The following is a 17,510-nucleotide window of genomic DNA, read 5'->3' on the forward strand; positions in this document are numbered from 1 at the left end:
CCACTCGGTCGGGAGAGAGGGAATCAGTTTGAAGGTGGTTCTCCTCGTTTCCAAAAACAATGGTAGCCTCGGGGCGATCAGGAGCCTTATCCCGGAGCGGTATTCCCTGATGGAGACCGACATGGGGGCCGAGGGGCTGCACCTGCTACGCAACATCGTCACGGGGGTGGTTCTGGTGGATGCCGCCGTCCCCAGCGCTTTGCCCTGGATTGAGGAAGCAGAGCGGCTGAGGCCGGATCTCACCTACATCGGTGTCACCGACAGCCCCAATCCCGACCGGACCCTGTTGCAGTGCTTCTATGATCTTCTTCACCCTCCTTTCACGTCGGTCCGGCTGGACCGCGCTCTGGCCCGGGCCTGGGAAAGAACAGAACTCGCTTTCGTGGTGCGAAACCTAAAAAAACCGGCCGACCGTGCGGAATACCCCGCTCAGGTCAGGTCCGCAGTCCCAAACAGGCAGAGGGAACGCGTACTGTGTGAACTATCCAAGGTGCTGAACAACAACCTGAACCAGGACCGTCTGCTGGAGCTTTTTCTGGACGCCGTTACGGGACTGGCTCCCGTGGGCAAAATGTCCGTCCTGCTGCTGGACGAGAGCGGCGGAGAGTACCGAGTCCGCAAACAGAGGGGTCTGGCCCCCGAATTCTGCTCCAGACTGCGGTTCGATTCTTCCCGGGGGCTGATTGCCTGGCTGGCCGTTGAGGGACGCCTCCTCCGCGTTGAAGAAACCACCGGCGGCAATTTGCAGTCTACTTCCGAAGCCCTACAGGAGATGCGGCTTTTGCAGGCCGTGGTGAGTGTACCGCTGACGGCCCACGGACGGCTGATCGGTGCCTTGAACCTGGGGCCCAAGATAACCGGTTCTGAATACCACGATGAAGAACTGGAGACCTTCTACATTCTTTGCGGAAATGTGGCGATGGCTTTACAGGATATCGAGCTGCACCGGCGGCTGCAGTACCAGAAGTCTTATATTGAGAGCATTCTCCAGCGCATGAACAGCGGGGTTGTAGCCATAAACCGCGACGAACGGGTGATCACCTTTAACAGCCGTGCCCGGACCATACTGGGATTGGATTCGGAACAGGTCCTGGGTCAGGATTTGCGCTGCCTGCCGAGTCCGCTGGGCGATCTGCTCTATGACACCCTGACGACGGCCCGGGCCTGCGACAGAGAAGAGGTTCAACTGGCGCGCGGGCGCATTCCGCTGGAGGTCAGCACTTATCAACTGGTGAACGGACCGGATGTCTTGGGCAGCGTTATGATCTTCGACGACATCTCCGAGCGAAAACAGCTTGAAGCGGAGCGGCGCCAGGCGGACCAGCTTGACGTGCTCAACAAGTTCGTCGGCCAGCTGGCGCACGAGATAAAAAACCCGATGGTGGCCATTCAAACCTTTTCTGAGCTGTTGCCCGAAAAATACGACGATAGTGCCTTTAGAGACTTCTTCACCCAGACGGTCCGGCAGGAGGTAAAGAGGCTGAATGAGCTGGTAGAGCAGCTCATCGCCTTTTCGGCACCTTTGTCCTACAAGTTCGTGGTTGGTGAGATCCACGAAATCCTGCGGTTGGGAATTTTACTGTTGAGGGAACAGGGCAAGGGTGCCAACATTAATGTAGAGGCCTCTTATTGCGGGGAGTTGTTGTACGTGCGGGCGGACCGAACCCTGTTGGCGAGGGCGTTTTCATATCTTCTGAAATCATTTAACTCCACGGAACGGGGGGGGAGCCTGCATATTCAGACGGCGCAAGACAAGTCCCTTTTCAGTTGCGGGGGGCTTTCCATTTCCTTCTGGGATTCGGTGACCACGGTCGGGAGTCAAGATGTGGAGACTATGTTTGACCCGCTCCACGCCATGCAGAACAGCCACATTTCTCTCGAACTTCCGGTCAGCCGCAAAATCATCGAGGATCACGGAGGCCGGATCAAGGCGTCTTTGGTCAAGGGTAAAGGCCTTAAGTTCACAGTATATCTGCCCATTTTTTTCTGTGAAGGCGGTGAGGGTCTTGGCAAAGCCATCCCGGATACTGGTAGTGGATGATGAACTGGGTCCAAGGGAAGCATTGAGGTTGATTTTGCAGGATCACTACGAAATATCCACGGCGCAGAACGGTCATCAGGCGCTGGATTACCTTTCGAAGAACGAGTTTGATCTGGTGATCCTGGACATCAGGATGCCCGATGTCAACGGTATTGATCTGCTTGCGGAGGTAAAGAAAAAGGTTCCGGAGACGGAGGTGGTGATGATTACCGCCTACGCCTCCGTTGACACGGCCGCCAGCGCCTTGAGGCTCGGCGCTTTGGACTATCTCATCAAGCCTTTCGACCGGAAAGCGGTTATGGAAGTGGTTGAAAAGGGACTGTCGCGGCGCGCCGAATCCCGCAAGATAAGAAGCCGGCTCGATGAGCTGCAGTTGGCCAACAAGACCCTGAGACGGGAAATTGAAAAGGCCTTCGTCAACATCCAGCGGCACTACCTGGAAACGGTGCGCTCCCTGGTGGCGGCCATCGACGCCAAGGATTCATACACCAAATCCCACCAGGAAAGAGTGGTCATGTTCGCCATGCTTCTGGGGGCGGAACTGGGCCTGTCGGCCGGGGAAATCGACGTACTCCGGCAGGCCGCGGTACTGCACGATATCGGCAAAATCGGAGTACCGGAGCAGATTCTCAGGAAACCGGAGCACCTGATCTCCGAGGAGTTTGACATCATCAGACAGCATCCGGTCATCGGCGCGGAAATTATCTCCCCGGTGCGGTTCCTGAGCGAAGTGGTACAGATTGTCCTGCACCATCACGAACGGTTTGACGGGACGGGTTATCCCGACGGGCTCAAAGGCGCAGAAATCCCTCTGGGGGCCAGGATCCTGGCGGTTGCCGACGCGGTCGACGCCATGCTCTCCGATCGCCCCTACGCCCGGGCGAGAACGGTCGCCGAAGTGCGAGAAGAACTCCGCCGCTGCTCGGGCACCCAGTTCGACCCCCAGTTGGTGAAGATTGCGTTGAAGATAGACCTTCCATCCAGGCGCATCACATAACCTGAAGTAATTTGGATAAGCTGTTGCAGCCTGTGAGCGGGATATTGAAGGGTATGGCGGACAGAAGACTACAAATACACACAAGGGGTGAAGTGACGTGAGCAAAGGGCCGGGTGATTTGTTTCAAGTTGGGACCAAGTACAGCCGACACAACGTCCCGGCGGGTATGCTCAGTGGGGTGTACCCCCCTCAGCCCTATAAACGATATGAGGACGTGCCCGTGTTGCCGCTGCCGGAACCGTCGACGGAAGGCGGGCGGCCTCTGTGGGAGGTGGTCCGGCGCCGCCGCAGCGTGCGCCGGTACGCTCAACGGCCGCTGACCCTGATTGAACTCTCCCAGTTGCTCTGGGCCACCCAGGGGATCACCGCCCACAAAGGCGGCTATGCTTTGCGGAGTGCACCCTCGGCCGGGGCGCTCTACCCGGTGGAAACATACCTGGTGGTGAACGCCGTGGAAGAGGTGAGCCCGGGAGCATACCACTACGAGGTGGGCACGCACCGTTTGGCGCAACTCAAACGGGGCCGGTTCGGCCCGCTGGTGGCCGAGGCCGCGCTGGGGCAGACCAAGCTCGAGCGGTGCGCCGTCATCTTCATCTGGTCCGCTGTGTTGCCAAGGATCACCTGGAGGTACCATCAGCGGTCCTACCGTTACATCTACCTGGATGCCGGGCACATTGCCCAGAACCTGGCGCTGGCCGCGGCCGGCCTGGATTTGGGCACCTGCCAGATCGGCGCCTTTTTTGACGACGAGTTGAACGAGTTCCTCGCGCTCGACGGGACGGACGAGACGGTGATTTACCTCTCCGCCGTCGGCCCCTTGCCGTAGCGTCCAACCTGAACCGACCTCACGCGCTTGTTCCACCCAAAGCAGGGATAATCCTGGCAAAATTCCTTTTGGTTCAAACTACCGATTATTACCGGTTGGGAGGGAATCAGGCGCTTCCCGTCGAATTATTGCAATGGCGGTAACCGGTTTTGCCGGGGTATCCTGCCGCACGGCCAGGGAGGTAGTGCAGGCTTGCGGGCAAGCGCGGATTTTTCGGAAAACCTGGAACGTGTCGGGTTTTGGCAACTGCAGGATCACATCGCCGGCCTCACCGGGCTCGCGCTGATCGTGGCCGACGCCGGGGGCCGGCCGGTCACCGTGAAGAGCAACGTGCCCCCTTTCTGCGTTCTGGTAAACGGCACTTACGATGGAAAAATAGCCTGCGAAGCCTTCCGGGTGGAGCTGGTGAGGGCCGCGGCGGCCTCGGGGAAGGTGGAAAAGCGGGCCTGTCATGCCGGGTTGGTGAACGTTGCCGTTCCGCTGGAGGTGCACGGTGAGACCGCGGCCGTGCTGATCGGAGGGGGAGTGGCGCCGGCCCCGCTCGGGGCCGAGGCGGTCGCCAGGCTGGCCGAAGAGCTGGGCTGCGAGGCGGGGGAGCTGTCAAGGGCGGCCGGGGAAGTTCCGGTGTGGCCGGAAGAGCGCTTGGCCGAAGCGGCGGCCCTGTTCCAGACCCTCACCAGGTTTGCCGGCCGTTTCCTGCAATTCACCAGGATGTTCACCCACGTGCTCAGGGTGGGGAACGAGATCGCCTCCCAGCACAGCGAGCGGGCGGTGTTGAGGCGGGCGGTGGAGGGGGCGAGCGAGGTCCTGGACGCTCCCCTCTGCCTGCTGCGCCTTTACGACGAAAAAACCGGCTGCCTGGCGGCGCGGGCGGCGTGGGGCATCGATGAAGACCTGATGGACAAGATAATGCACCTCCCGGTGGAGGGGACGATAGCCGGGCAGGTGTTCAGGTCGGGACGACCGCTTATCGTCGAGGACGTCCAGGCCTGCGGGGATCGGATGCTGTTTCCCAGGTACGCCGCCGCCATGCGGACGGCCCTCGTGGTCCCGGTGCGCTCGCGCGGGGCGACGCTGGGCACGCTGGCGGTGTACGGACCGGCGCCGCGGAAGTGGGACGAGGCGAGCATCGGCTACCTGGCGGCTATCGGGACCAAAGTGGCGCTGGCGATAGAAAACGCACGGATGTACGCGTTGCTGCGCGAGCACTACCTCACCGCGGTTAAGGCGCTGGCCGTGGCGATGGAAGTCAAGGACGTGTACACGCAGGGCCATTCCGTCCGGGTGGCGCAGTTGAGCCGGGCCTGCGCCCGGGAGCTGGGTTTGTCGGGCGAGGCGCTGGACCAGATCTACCTGGCCGGGCTCCTGCACGACATCGGCAAAATCGGTGTGCCCGAGAGCATTCTTCTGAAGCCCGGACGCTTGAGCGCGGTGGAATGGGAGGAGGTCCGGGGCCACCCCGTGGTGGGGGCCAGGATCGTAGAGCCGGCCAGGTTTCCGGCGGCGGTGGTCGCGGTCGTACGGCACCACCACGAGGACTACGGCGGCGGCGGGTATCCGGACGGCCTTGCGGGGGAGGAGATACCCCTCCTGGCGCGGATCATCCGCGTGGCCGACGCCTACGACGCCATGACGTCCACCAGGCCTTACCGGCGCGGACTCACGGCCGAAGAGGCGATCGAGGAGCTGCGGCGGGGAGCAGGGCGACAGTTCGACCCCCGCGTGGTGGAAGCGTTCTTGCGGATACCCGCCGCAGAGCTGGAAGAAACTGGACGGGGGGGGGGGGGGGGGGGGTACCCTGATTACCCTTCTCACCGAGATTTTGTGCGTTCATTGTTCTCTAGAAAACGACGTTTTTCTGCGGTGATCAACGGCGGGAGGGACGCGTTGCTCAGAACCGTGGCCTGAGGGTCCCCTCAAGCCTGCGGCGCGGCTTATGAGCCGCGCCTTTCCCTCGCCGCCCCCGCGCGCGACAGCGCACCCTTCGTCCCCGGAACCGCGCAGGAGGCACGTGGCCCCCGCTCTCCGGTCCGAACCGGTCCCACAGCCAACGCCAGGTTTTTCAGTCCAAGCGGAACCGGCGCACCAGGACGGCCAGTTCGTCGGCCAGGCGCGCTAGTTCCTGAGACGAACTGGTGAGCTCTTCCATGGTGGAAGAGACCTCTTCCACCGAGGCGGCCAGGTTCTGGGTGGCGTTGCTGGTCTGCTTGCTGCCTTGGGCGATCTGCTCGATCATTTCGATGTTTTCCCTGACGGTCTTGACGATCTCCTTGAAGGCGTCGCCGGCCTGCCGGGCGGTTTCCACCCCCTTGGCGACGGCGGCGGCAGTCGCGTCCGTGCTGCTGCTCACCGCCTGCATGCCCCGCCCGATCTCGCTGACGATCTGCGAGATCTCCTTGGCCGCTCCCGCCGATTGCTCGGCCAGCTTGCGCACCTCCTCGGCCACGACCGCGAAGCCGCGGCCCTGCTCCCCGGCCCGGGCGGCCTCGATGGCGGCGTTTAAGGCCAGCAGGTTGGTCTGATCGGCTATATCGGTGATCACCCTGGTGATCTGGGAAACCTTGCCCGTCCTCTGCTCTAGTTCCTTGGTGCTTGCGGTGATCCGTTTTGTGGCCTCCTGGGTGGATTCGATGGTTTTCACCGACTGAAAAACGTGCTTGTTTCCGCCGAGCGCCGCGTGCTTCATCTTTTCGGCTGACTGGACCAGGGCCTGCGCTCCGCTCGAGGCCTGTTCGGCGGTGGCGGCCACCTGGGTGGTGCTGCCGGCCACCTGGTCCATCACCGAGGCGACCTCCTCGCTGGAGGCCGAGATCTCCTGGCTCTGCGCCGCGAGGTTCGCGCTGCTTTCGCCCACGCGGGCGACCAGCCCCCGGAGGGCGTCGACCATCTGATTGAAGGCCGCGGCGAGTTCGCCGATCTCGTCGGTGCTCTTGGTCTCCAAGCGGCGGGTCAGGTCCCCCTCGCCCACCTTGTTGGCCTCCTCGATCATCCGGCGCAACGGGGCGGTGAGCCGCACCGCGAACCATCCCGCGGCAACCAGGCCGACCAGGAGCACCGCCCCGCCCACGGCGAAGGCGCCGTTGCGGATGGCCACGAGCGGTGCCAGCAATTCGCGTTCGTCGACCCCGGCGGCGATGGACCAGCCCTGGCCCCGGTAGTTGCCGTATCCGTCCAGCGGGGCGAAACCCACGTGCTTCGGAACCCCGCGGAAGGTGTAGGCGACCACGCCGGTCTCTCCCCGGATCATTCGTTCGCCGGCCTCCGCCAATTCGGGGACGCCCAACTGCCGGAGGTCGTCCCGGAGAATCATCTCCTTGTCCGGGTGGGCGATGATGATTCCCTGGGAGTCGATCAGATAAGCGTAGGCCGAGGGCCGGCCGACGGCCTTCGACCTTTCGGCGTACCCGTCGATGATTTTCCAGATCGTCTTGTCGAGGTTCAGCCGGGCCGTGATGGCGCCGGTGAACGCGCCGGTGTCGTCGTAGATGGGGGCGGCGAAGTTGACAATGGGCAGGCCCAGGTCCCGGGACATGCGTATGCTCGAGATGTGCACCTTTCCGTCACGGGCTTCCTGGAACCAACCCAGGTCGCTCTTGTCGTCGCCGGTGATGCCGCTGGTGTCGGCGATCTGGATGCCCGCGGTGTCGGTGACGGAAATGGTGTGGTAGCAGTCGTACGCCTGGAGGTACGTGCGCAGCACCGCCGCCTTTTCCGCCGCCGGTGCCCCGGGGTCCCGCAGGACGGGGTGCTTGGCCATCACCTCCACGTCCGCGCGGCGCTGGTCCAGGTAAAGGTCAACCATTTCGCCGTACACCTGGGCGCTTTTCACAAGATCTTGGTGCATCAGTCCGTAGATCCCGGTACTGGCCTGGCGGTAGGACAGCAACCCGGCCGAGGCCACCGCCAGCGCCAGGAGGAACACCATCATCAGGGTAAGCTTCACCCGAAGCCGCATCCTCAGTTTTCTCACAGCGGACACCTGCCTTATCTCGTAGTTTTTGACTCTGAAACATTGGACATCCGGAGTTTCCCATTGGCGAAAAAGCCCGATGTTGCCGAGTTTTTCGGGCTTTCTTCCACCGCCCGCCACAGGCGCTGCCAACAAGTCCTCAGGTCGGCCGCGGCGCGGCAGTCGCGGGGGTACCCGCTTTAGCGGGTCGGCCCCGTCTTACACCCCCCGTTTCCAGGAATCCGCCAGCCTCACCCGTGCAAAGAAAGTCTCCCGAACTTATTATCGGCGACCGGGTACAATGACTTAAATCAAGGAACAAGAAACATTGTGATAGGTGAGAGGTGAAGAGAAAAGAAATCTCCACATTGAAGGGAGCCGTTCCCGCAGCTTGGCTTCGACCAGATCGATCACTGTTTTGGCCGGTTCCATCGCCTGCCGACCCGCTGACCCGCTAAAGCGGGTGCCCCCGGGTACCCCTCCGGTTATCCGAGCATTCCGGTGCAATGCCCGCAGTACGCGGGCGATTGCGGTCGGCTGCAGCCCGCCGGCAAGCGTATGGTATCCGGTTAGGGGTAAATCCAGACCGTTTTTTAGATAATTAAGGTTGCGTCGCCAAAACTAAGGAAACGGAATTTTTCCCTGACAGCATAAGCATAGGCCTGCAGAGCAAACTCCCGGGAGGCAAAAGCCGAAACAAGAACTAGATGCGACGAGCACGGAAGGTGCAGGTTGGTGATAATTCGGTCCACCACCTGGAACCGGTAACCAGGCGTAATAAACAGGTCTGTCCACCCAGAACCTGGTCTGAATTCTTTCAGGGCAGCACTTTCCAGTGCTCGTACAGCATCTGTACCGCAGGCCACCACCCTACTTCCTTGCCGTTTAGCCTGCTGGACTGCTACCACCGTTTCCTCCGGTAAATGGTAAAACTCTAGTGGTAAATTATGGTCGGCCACGTATTCCGTTTTAATGGGCCGAAAGCTGCCCACTCCCATATGCAGTGTAAAGTTAACAACCTGCACTCCTTTATCCCGAACCCTCTGCAAGAGTTCCGGGGTGAAGTGGAGTGCCGCCGTCGGGGCTGCGGATGAGCCATGTACTTTGGCCAGGACAGTCTGGTAGCGGTCCTGGTCAGCCAGAGGCTCTTTAATGTAGGGAGGCAGGGGCGTCTCGCCCCATTTTCCCATAGCCTCCACGGCCGCTTCAGGTGTTGGGAATTGCAGGACAAAGGTGCTACGCGCAGTCTTTTCTAGGACCTGAACTCTCACACTATCGCCAAGGAGCAAAACCCCTCCTTTGGGGTAAGGCTTAAGTAGTGCTTCCCACCGGCTGTCACCAAGAGGGTGGAGAAGAAAAATCTCCAATTTGCCGCCGGTGGGCTTTTTGCCAAACAGCCTGGCCTTCATTACTTTGGTATCATTAATAACCAGGACATCTCCGGGCTCAAGCCAGTTTACCACCGCGCTAAAAACAGTTTCACTCACCTCTCGGCTGCCGCGATCCATAACGAGCAGACGTGAGCTATCCCTGGGTGTAGCTGGCTGCTGGGCAATCAATTCCCAAGGAAGGTGGTAATTAAACAGTTCTGTTCTTAGATTGCTTTCTGACAACTCTCCACCTCTTTCAATTCGTTTGGTCCGCTGGGCCTGCATCATTACACCGGAAGGAAGATAGATCGGAACATTTGGACGATGACTTCTTTCACCGACCAGGCCGCTGGCGCCTGTGCCGCCGTGGAGGAAAATTGTAACCTCCCCGGCTGCAGGCGGTGGGGAAACGCTACGTCACAACGCCGATTTCGGCGATGATCACCCTCGCAGCGCATTTGTCCACCCCCGGGAAGCTCCATCCTTTTCTTTAATGAAGTTTTCCCCCTCCGAAGCGGCGGCAAACAAGACCGACAACAGCAACAAGACAGTCACCGTCCCTACAATAATTCCAGCAGCGAAAAGCCTGATGTTAGCGCTAGTCATGCTGACGCCAAGAAGCAGAATAACAAAAGCAAAGAACGGGTTTAAGAAAGGTGTCGGTAAAATAATTAACATGGACATTATGATGACGACAAGACAGGCTGCTTTCACTGCTGTTTCGCTCATCTGTGGCCCGTTTCTGCTACTTTGCCTTTCAAGCCGTTGGATGAGGGGTATCCCCCTGCTCGTTAGCTTCTCTACTACTTGGGCTGGCAGGCGCTTGCTTCGCAAAAATTCAGGACACCAGGGCACGCCTACACCAAGCAGGCGCTGGAAAGACCACACAAGCAGTAGGATAGCAACAGGTGAACCCATGCCCGGCGGCAACGGTACCAGCAACGGCAAAGCCAATAGGGCCAGTAGAAAACCCGCTCCCTGTTTGCCCATCGTGTCCAGCAACTGCCCCAGCGTCACCCCGTCACTAGAGTGCCGGGAAAAAACATCGGCAATTTTTTGTGAAAGCTTATGCATGTAGGTCTACCTTCCGTTCGTGTGAACGTGGTCGTGATTAGACACGACAATACCTGCCGCACCGATTTCCACCGCCATTTCCGCCTCCCGGGCAGTCATCATCCCTTTAAGGATGAAAGGCAGTTCCGTCATTTTCTCCGGCAACCCGTCCATTTCCTTTCCCCCGGACGGGAAAGGTAAAGGCATCGTTAGTCACTGCAATTGAATAACTCATCCGGATCGACTGCAGCGCGTGCTTATAAAGAACTCGGCTGGCTGGCCGGCGTCGAGGTCACCCCACACAGATTGCATCACACCTTCTGCAAGATGCTGGTAGATGCGGGAGAGAGCCTGGACAGGGTGGCGGTACTGGCCGGGCACGCAAACCTGAACACCACGGCCCGGCATACCTGGCCGGGGGTGAAGGATCTGGAAAGGGCCGTGGACCACCAACGGCGGCTTCCTCCGCAAGGGCGACTGGGTGGAGGCGGAGAAGGCCGGGAAGGTGTACTGCGGCTGGGTCTGCGGCCTGCCCACGGAGACCAGGAAGCTGGTGGGCGTAGCCGACGCTGACGGAAAGCGCATCGACCAGTTCAGCCCGAAGAAGGTCAGTTTGTTGGCGACTCAGTCATCGGAATCCGGTGATTCCATGCCGCCCGCCGGTGTGGTATGATGGGATTGGGCACGGTGCTGATAGCCATTAGTCTCCCTAACCACTCTTTTCCAACGTAATACCGCGCTTCCCGAGATAAGTCTCCAGGGCCTCCTCGTCGGGGAAATGCTTTTCGACCAGAGCCAGGTGCTCCTCCAGGAGCTTCTTGCTGTGGCCGGTGGCCCGGAGCATAGCCGAAAACGGTACCCGGTAGTAGCGCAGGAGTAGCACCTGGTCGAAGAGCTTCAGGTAGTTGTCCACTGCCTCCGGCGTGTGGTAGATCCTCCAGGCGATCTCCTGGGTGGTCAGCCCGGAGAGGGCCATTTTCACCACGATGGTCTTGTGGGTCAGGGTCCGGCCCATGTCCAGTACCGTTCCCGCTGTGGGCAGGAGGACGCCGAAGCGTTCCTGGTAGGCCTCCAGGAGTTCCCGGATGAGGGCAGGCGGGATGCCCAGGATCCACTCCAAGTCGATGCTGGTCAGCACCCCGTCCTGGCGCCAGGCCTCGGTGGTAAGCCTCTCGATCTGGCGCACTTTGAGCCGCTTCAGCTCGGTCCGGCTGTCCAGGGAGGACTCCTGCTCCTCCAGGGTCAGCAGGGTCAGCACCACCGGCTGAAAGAGCCTGGGGTCGGTGCGCCGGTCCTTCCGGGTGTCCAGAGCCAGCCAGACCAACTGCCCAGGCTTAAGGTCCTCCAAACGGGGGCAGCACCGGGTGTAGGTCCTGGCCACGAGCTCCACCATCCCCTGGGCCTGGGCGGGCCGGAGTCCCCACTCCTCAACCACCATTTGACCGATGGTGAAAAGAAGGAGTTGAAATATGTAATCACAAAGCAAATAAGTCAACTCAAGAAGGACTTGGGAGTATCTAGAGTGAGTGGGCACGTTGGTATATTCGGCCAGTCAGGAGCAATGCTTGATAATTTCTATGCACCATAGTTGTCTAACATAGACTCTCGGAAATGCTTTTGGGGGTAGATGGCAGGGATAGGAATAGGTGTCAGGTTTGGGGTGGGCTAGGAGATTGCGGGGTGGTAAGTAAAGGGAGCCGTGGCAGTTAGCTCCTGGGAGCCTGGCCTGTTGGGGCGGGTGCTCTGGCGCAGAGAGAAGCCACCCGGCCTCTTGTCTGAGAAGAAGCTTTAGTTGGGAAGCGTGGTTGTGGTCGGCCATCAGGCCGCAGTGAAACGTAGCACCTCCTCGAAAGCAAAGGAGCACCCCGGGGTGCTTGGGTCGGAGCTTTTGTCCCGCCCCGGGATTGCGGGGTCGTTGTCGCCGGCGGCGTACCACGGGCCGGGCCCGGCCGTCACCCAGCCACAGGCGGTTGAAAAAGTCGTAGAAAGTGCCCACCCCGGGGGTGGCCGGCGAATGAGGATCGAATTCGCACAAAAGCCTGAGCAGGGGGTCGATTCTCAGACGGCGCACCAGCCGGGTGACACCGGGTATACGCAGGTGCGTCATGGCCACCGGGGCGCGTACGAGCTTGAGCGGATCCCAAGCCGGGGCGCCGTTGGGGGCGTAGAGCGGGGTCAGGATTGCCCGGGCGGGGTCGAGGTTAAAAAGCCACAGTTTGGCGATCAAAGGTGTGTACGCGGCGACCCAATCGGGGTTATTCTCCAGGAAGAGAAACAGTTCATTTTTGACGAACGACTGGTAATGGGTGTGAGTTTGGCTCTGACGCAACATTTCGGGAGCACCTCCAGTAATGGTAAGAAGTGGTCACTTACCTTGATTCTGAGGGTGTTTTCCGAAAGTCAAGCTTAAAATAGCAGCATATGCATTAATTCCAGCAGATTGGCAAACACAAACTTGCGCAGGCTTGCGCGCTCACATGATTAATGGGCGATCCGAAAATGGGATGGAAAAGCGAAACCCCAGAGTATAAAGCTCCGGGAGCGCTAAGGGGAGAGTTTCCGAGAGGCCATTTTGATATTATTGGGGTCGGAAGATACTATCGACTGAAAATACCAAGGAATGGAAAGGGGCCCTTTCTAATGGGTCCACATTAAGCACTCATATCGGAGTTATCGGATCCGAGGCTTTGACAAGGGCAAAAACCATGACCCGGTCTTCCTGGTAAGGTATGGTTTGGAGGGACTGTTATGTGCGGACTCATCGAGAAGCAGATCGAGCGCTATGAAACTTTGCTGAGGGAGATGTGGACTGCGTCGGCGAAGTACCTTGGGACGTTTTCTGTGAACCTTTTGGTGGAAAGGGTAGTGTGGGAGCTTTCCTTGGAGTATAAGGAAATAGAGTTGCTGCAGTACGGCCAGGATGGGATAACGTGCTCAAGGATAGCTGCCGGTTTGAAGAAAAACCCGGACTTGCCGGTCGATGATATGTTCGTGAAGTTTATCACCAGGTATGTGGGAATTCTGGCCAAGCTCATCGGTCATGAAAAAACGGAAATAATCAAGAGGAGGCTGAACGAAGAATTCGGCTGGATTCCTTTTGACTCCAAGGGGGAATGAGAAATGGATAAATTGCGAACGGGCATAAAGAATCTTGATCATATTCTTGACGGCGGCATACCTGTATATTCACTGAACGTCGTTTCCGGCTCGCCGGGTAGCGGAAAGACGATATTTGTCCAAAACATTATATTTAATACCGCGAGGAATGGTCTCAAAAGTCTGTACCTGACCACTATATCAGAATCACAATTCAAGATGGTAAGACACCTGCAGGAGTTTGAGTTTTTCTCGGACGATTTCCTGGGGGACAAGGTTGTTTACGAGGATTTGGGAGCTGTTCTGCGCAAACAGGGTGCGGACAAAGGGCTGGAGTACCTGACTCAAATGATCAAGAAACATCTGCCGGACATAGTTGTAATCGATAGTTTCAAGGCCATAAGAGACTTCTTCCCGGACGAAAAGGCTTTTAAGGCTTTTGTTTTCGACCTGGCTGCCGCTCTATCGATATGGGAGGTCACTGTATTTCTCGTCGGCGAGTACAAAGAACAAGAACTGACGCTCTTGGGTGAATTTGCCGTTGCCGATGGGATTTTTCACCTTTACGGGCAGGAAGAAAAGCGGTTTCAAAAAAGGTATTTGCGTATTCTGAAGATGAGAGGGGCTAATTTTGAGCAGGGGGAACACCTGTTTCAAATTAGTCATGCGGGAATAGAAGTGTACCCGAGGATGAGGCCGGAGGGTAAAGAACTCCAGTATGAGGCCAGGCCGGGGAGAAAGGGATTCGGGATCACGGGCTTGGACGAAATGTTGTGTGGTGGGTTAACAGAAGGGACTATCACGCTCATTTCCGGTGGTACAGGTACAGGCAAAACCGCGCTTGCCCTTAAGTTCTTACTGGATGGGGCGGAAAAAGGCGAAAAAGGACTGTTCCTTTCTTTTGAACAGCCTGTGAATCAACTTCAGGATACTGCCCGTCGTCTGGGATGGGAAATAGATAGATATCTGGCAGAGGGTCGACTCGATATCAAATTCATTTCTCCCATAGAACTGGACGTAGATAAGCACGCTTTTGAAATACTGGACATGGTCAGGGAAAAGAAGGTGGACAGGTTTGTCATCGACAGCATCTCTTCTTTTGAAAGTAGCGTTTCTGATATCCAAAAGTATAAAGATTATCTCTGGGCGATAGGACAGCAACTTAAAAGGCGGCATATCACTACTATATTCACGGTACTCAACGAAGACCTCTTTTCGCCAATGGTAGTAACCAAAGCTCAGATTTCCTTAATGGCCGATAATATAATCATTCTGCGGTACGTGGAAGACTATTCAAGCATCAAAAAAGTTCTTGGAATCCTTAAAGCCCGTGGAAGCGACCACAACAAGGCCCTGAGGGAGTATGAGATTACCCCGAACGGAATAAATATTCTTGGCAAATTAAATAGAGCAGACATGTTGAGATGAGGTGCACTAGATGCCGGCAAACCTTTTCCTTAGCATTTCGGTAAAATACTGGCAGGATTTTCAGGATACGCTGGCCAAGGTCATGGACGCAAACATTTACATCTTTGATGCAAATGGTGGCTCTTTTTCCCGCTTCAGCCGGCCCGTCGAATTATGCCAGGAGGTAAATAAAGGAGGAAAGATCAGCAACGAAAAATGCATCCGTTTTTATAAGTCCGCCCTCGGTTCGTTAGAAGATAAGGACATGCTTACCTGTCCTTACGGGATTAGACTTTATGCCTACTGCCTGGGCAACTACGCCCAAAGGACAGGGTTCCTTGTTATTACTCCTACCAGGAACAAAAACCAGGTGGAAGGTGAGGAAAAAAATACTTTTGTCACCAAAGCGAATAGTATTTATCACACGATTAATGAAGTCCTTAAGGCCATCCTGGAAAAAAATCTGTTGGGATTACGGAGGCTTGAACTGAACAGTATCTACGAAATCAGCCGCCTGATGACTTCGATCGTCGAACTGGACAAGGTCCTGGACCTCATAACGAATTCGCTGATCATAATTTACAAGGTCGAGCTGGGTTTTGTCGGCCTTCGCGAGGGTGATAAAATCAGGGTGGCGCAGGCTAAAGGTGAATACGGCCACCTGTTGATTGGGAAGGAATGGCCGATGGTCCAGCCGTTGATTGAGCAGGTTTTTTCAAAAGTTGAGCCGTCATCTCTGAGTCTTGAGGAATTAATGACGCTACCGGGTCTCACCGGTTTAGAGGTTGCTCCCGGGAATGAAATCTTGGTTTATCCCCTCTGGACTGCTTTGGGTGCCGTCGGGCTGTTAGGTATAGTGGCCCCTGTTTCCCTGGATGACAACGGTAGCAAAAACCTGCAGATATATGCGAACTTCGTCGCGGTAGCCCTGGCTAACGCGAAGCTTATACACCGCCTGGAAAGAGAAGCCGAAACCGACTTCTTGACCGGTTTCTTTAATAAGCGTGCCCTGCGAAACTTGCTGATCGTCGAACTTGAGAGGACAACAAGGTACGGTACCCCCCTCTCGGTCATTTTCCTGGATATAGATGACTTCAAGACTTACAATGATACCTTTGGCCACGTGGCCGGCGATGTGGTGCTGCAGAAGACGGCAGAGATAATAAGAAACTCTATCAGGCTCGTGGATATTGCGGGCCGTTACGGGGGCGAGGAATTTGTAATCATTCTTCCAGGGACAAAAGAGGAAGGTGCTGTAGCAGTGGCGGAAAGAATACAGAAATCGATAGAGGCTTTTCCTTTCCCTCGCCGCCAGGTTACCACAAGCCTGGGAATAGCCTTAGCGAAAAACAACGATTCTGTTGATTCCTTGCTTGAAAGGGCGGATCAGGCCTGTTATCAGGCGAAGAGACAAGGAAAAAACCGCTTTTATTTGAACCTATCGTAACGGTATCCCCTTCAATTGCTTTAAAATGGGCCCGGCTCAAGAACGTTGTAATGCTTCTCAGATTGAAGTGGCAAAGGCGCCATTGACGCGATCACGAATGAGAGGAGTGTTGGCATTGTATGGCACATCTAAAGGCGCAGAGTTCGGCGAAGATGAAGATCGCTTCTTGAGCGTCCTTCGTACAAGCCTTGCCCTGGCCATGGACCGGGGTCTGGAGGAAAACGCGGCGATGCTCAAGAAGCTTATTGAGGTCGGGCAGCTGATATCTTCCAGTTTAGAAATGGACGTGATCATTGAATATACGTTGCAAAGCCTGAAGGAAGTCGTAGGTGCGAAGTGGTGTGTGCTGGGGCTGCGTGACGAAGAAACAGGAGAAATGGTGTTGAAGGTGAGCCTGGGACTCAGCAAGGAATTGCAAGGAAAGGCTGAGCGAGTGCCAGCAGAGGGTACGATCTTGGGTGAGGTGCTGAAAACGGCGCAGCCGTTGATCGTGGAAGATTTGGCAAAGTATGATCGTTCTTTGCACCTACCATATTTTAGCAAGGATATACGTTCGGTTGCCGTGGTTCCCGTACAGGCCAGGGGAAAGACACTGGGTACGCTGATAGTATACATGCCTTTCCCTCACCGCTGGGAAGAAAATGAGGTCGGTTACCTGTCGATCATAGCCAGTCAGGTGGGCCTGGCGATAGAGAACGCACAGCTTTACGAATCGTTACAGGAATATTACATGAGCGTTGTAAAGGCGCTGGCCGCAGCGTTAGAAGCAAAAGATAAGTACACGCAGGGCCATTCGTTGCGGGTAGCGCGGTGGGCGAAGGCTGTGGCTGGAGAAATGGGGCTTTCTGACAAAGAACAGGAAATGGTTTATATAGGAGGGCTTTTACATGATATAGGAAAGGTTGGGGTAAGGGAGGATATACTGCTCAAGACAAGCGGGCTTACACCGGCAGAACAAAAAGTAATACGGTCTCATCCGGGCGTGGGAGCAAAGATCCTGGAACCGGCAAATCTTCCCAAAAAAGTAGTTGAAGCGGTTCTTTACCACCACGAAGACTATGGTGGCGGTGGTTATCCGGAAGGCATCGCTGGTGAAAAGATACCCCTTCTGGCCCGGATCATCAGGGTGGTGGACTCTTATGACGCCATGAAGTCGGACAGGCCTTATCGCAGGGCGTTTTCCCCAAAGTGGGTAATAGAGGAACTAAGGCGTTGTTCCGGGAAGCAGTTTGACCCGGCAGTGGTAGAAGCAATGAAAAAGGTTTTAGAGCGAGATGAATCGACCCGCACCTAAAGATCCGCAAAGACGGTCGATTATGTTTTT

At 56.9% G+C, this 17,510-nt stretch carries 16 protein-coding genes; 10 read left to right on the top strand and 6 right to left on the bottom strand.

Going from position 1 to position 17,510, the window contains the following annotated elements:
* Positions 1-34: 34 nt before the first annotated feature.
* The 4 genes from DAUD_RS03420 to DAUD_RS03435 all read left to right on the top strand — a co-directional run bounded on the left by DAUD_RS03420 (position 35) and on the right by DAUD_RS03435 (position 5,772).
* Positions 35-2,041: a GAF domain-containing sensor histidine kinase gene (locus tag DAUD_RS03420; protein WP_242647900.1), complete on the top strand. Its 2,007-nt coding sequence runs from the start codon at positions 35-37 to the stop codon at positions 2,039-2,041.
* Positions 2,042-2,069: 28 nt separating this feature from the next.
* The gene (locus DAUD_RS03425) at positions 2,070-3,038 is read left to right on the top strand and encodes an HD-GYP domain-containing protein (protein ID WP_242647881.1); all 969 of its coding nucleotides are present in this window, start codon (positions 2,070-2,072) and stop codon (positions 3,036-3,038) included.
* Between the two features lie 220 nt (positions 3,039-3,258).
* Complete coding sequence (locus DAUD_RS03430) at positions 3,259-3,864, top strand: SagB/ThcOx family dehydrogenase (RefSeq protein ID WP_242647882.1); 606 nt, start codon at positions 3,259-3,261, stop codon at positions 3,862-3,864.
* A gap of 192 nt (positions 3,865-4,056) precedes the next feature.
* A complete protein-coding gene (locus DAUD_RS03435) occupies positions 4,057-5,772 on the top strand; it encodes an HD domain-containing phosphohydrolase (RefSeq protein ID WP_012301801.1) in 1,716 nt (571 codons plus the stop codon).
* Between the two features lie 154 nt (positions 5,773-5,926).
* On the opposite strand, the gene DAUD_RS03440 is transcribed toward DAUD_RS03435, so the two are convergent.
* The 4 genes from DAUD_RS03440 to DAUD_RS11935 form a co-directional block, all read right to left on the bottom strand.
* Positions 5,927-7,834: a methyl-accepting chemotaxis protein gene (locus tag DAUD_RS03440; RefSeq protein ID WP_166485089.1), complete on the bottom strand. Its 1,908-nt coding sequence runs from the start codon at positions 7,832-7,834 to the stop codon at positions 5,927-5,929.
* A gap of 572 nt (positions 7,835-8,406) precedes the next feature.
* On the bottom strand, positions 8,407-9,426 hold the full coding sequence (queA, locus tag DAUD_RS03445) for a tRNA preQ1(34) S-adenosylmethionine ribosyltransferase-isomerase QueA (protein ID WP_012301803.1): 1,020 nt from the start codon (positions 9,424-9,426) through the stop codon (positions 8,407-8,409).
* A 198-nt stretch (positions 9,427-9,624) separates the two neighbouring features.
* On the bottom strand, positions 9,625-10,257 hold the full coding sequence (locus DAUD_RS03450) for an exopolysaccharide biosynthesis protein (RefSeq protein WP_012301804.1): 633 nt from the start codon (positions 10,255-10,257) through the stop codon (positions 9,625-9,627).
* 6 nt (positions 10,258-10,263) lie between these two features.
* Positions 10,264-10,410: an alpha-hydroxy-acid oxidizing protein gene (locus DAUD_RS11935; RefSeq protein ID WP_408609605.1), complete on the bottom strand. Its 147-nt coding sequence runs from the start codon at positions 10,408-10,410 to the stop codon at positions 10,264-10,266.
* A gap of 48 nt (positions 10,411-10,458) precedes the next feature.
* Here DAUD_RS11935 and DAUD_RS13200 point away from each other — a divergent pair, with 48 nt between their 5' ends.
* Positions 10,459-10,809 (top strand): site-specific integrase, encoded by a 351-nt coding sequence (locus tag DAUD_RS13200; RefSeq protein WP_083756580.1) that lies wholly within the window; start codon positions 10,459-10,461, stop codon positions 10,807-10,809.
* Positions 10,742-10,909 (top strand): hypothetical protein, encoded by a 168-nt coding sequence (locus DAUD_RS03455; protein WP_242647931.1) that lies wholly within the window; start codon positions 10,742-10,744, stop codon positions 10,907-10,909. Before DAUD_RS13200 ends, DAUD_RS03455 begins: the two co-directional genes overlap by 68 nt.
* Before the next feature lie 36 nt (positions 10,910-10,945).
* Here the strand turns inward: DAUD_RS03455 and DAUD_RS03460 are convergent, their stop codons facing one another.
* Both DAUD_RS03460 and DAUD_RS11945 read right to left on the bottom strand, forming a co-directional pair.
* Positions 10,946-11,722, bottom strand: a complete 777-nt coding sequence (locus tag DAUD_RS03460; RefSeq protein WP_041570780.1) for a DUF1670 domain-containing protein — start codon at positions 11,720-11,722, stop codon at positions 10,946-10,948.
* A gap of 66 nt (positions 11,723-11,788) precedes the next feature.
* Complete coding sequence (locus DAUD_RS11945; protein ID WP_012301807.1) at positions 11,789-12,568, bottom strand: transposase; 780 nt, start codon at positions 12,566-12,568, stop codon at positions 11,789-11,791.
* Between the two features lie 416 nt (positions 12,569-12,984).
* Between DAUD_RS11945 and DAUD_RS03470 the strand changes: the two genes are divergently transcribed.
* The 4 genes from DAUD_RS03470 (at position 12,985) to DAUD_RS03485 (ending at position 17,480) form a co-directional block, all read left to right on the top strand.
* Positions 12,985-13,353 carry a hypothetical protein gene (locus tag DAUD_RS03470; RefSeq protein WP_012301808.1) on the top strand — a complete coding sequence of 123 codons (369 nt, stop codon included), beginning with the start codon at positions 12,985-12,987 and terminating at the stop codon, positions 13,351-13,353.
* Between the two features lie 3 nt (positions 13,354-13,356).
* On the top strand, positions 13,357-14,760 hold the full coding sequence (locus DAUD_RS03475; RefSeq protein WP_012301809.1) for an ATPase domain-containing protein: 1,404 nt from the start codon (positions 13,357-13,359) through the stop codon (positions 14,758-14,760).
* Between the two features lie 10 nt (positions 14,761-14,770).
* Positions 14,771-16,186 carry a GGDEF domain-containing protein gene (locus DAUD_RS03480; RefSeq protein ID WP_012301810.1) on the top strand — a complete coding sequence of 472 codons (1,416 nt, stop codon included), beginning with the start codon at positions 14,771-14,773 and terminating at the stop codon, positions 16,184-16,186.
* Between the two features lie 109 nt (positions 16,187-16,295).
* The gene (locus tag DAUD_RS03485) at positions 16,296-17,480 is read left to right on the top strand and encodes an HD domain-containing phosphohydrolase (protein WP_464227581.1); all 1,185 of its coding nucleotides are present in this window, start codon (positions 16,296-16,298) and stop codon (positions 17,478-17,480) included.
* Positions 17,481-17,510 lie beyond the last annotated feature (30 nt).

The organism is Candidatus Desulforudis audaxviator MP104C, from assembly GCF_000018425.1.
In the GTDB taxonomy this organism is placed as follows: Bacteria; Bacillota; Desulfotomaculia; order Desulfotomaculales; family Desulforudaceae; genus Desulforudis; species Desulforudis audaxviator.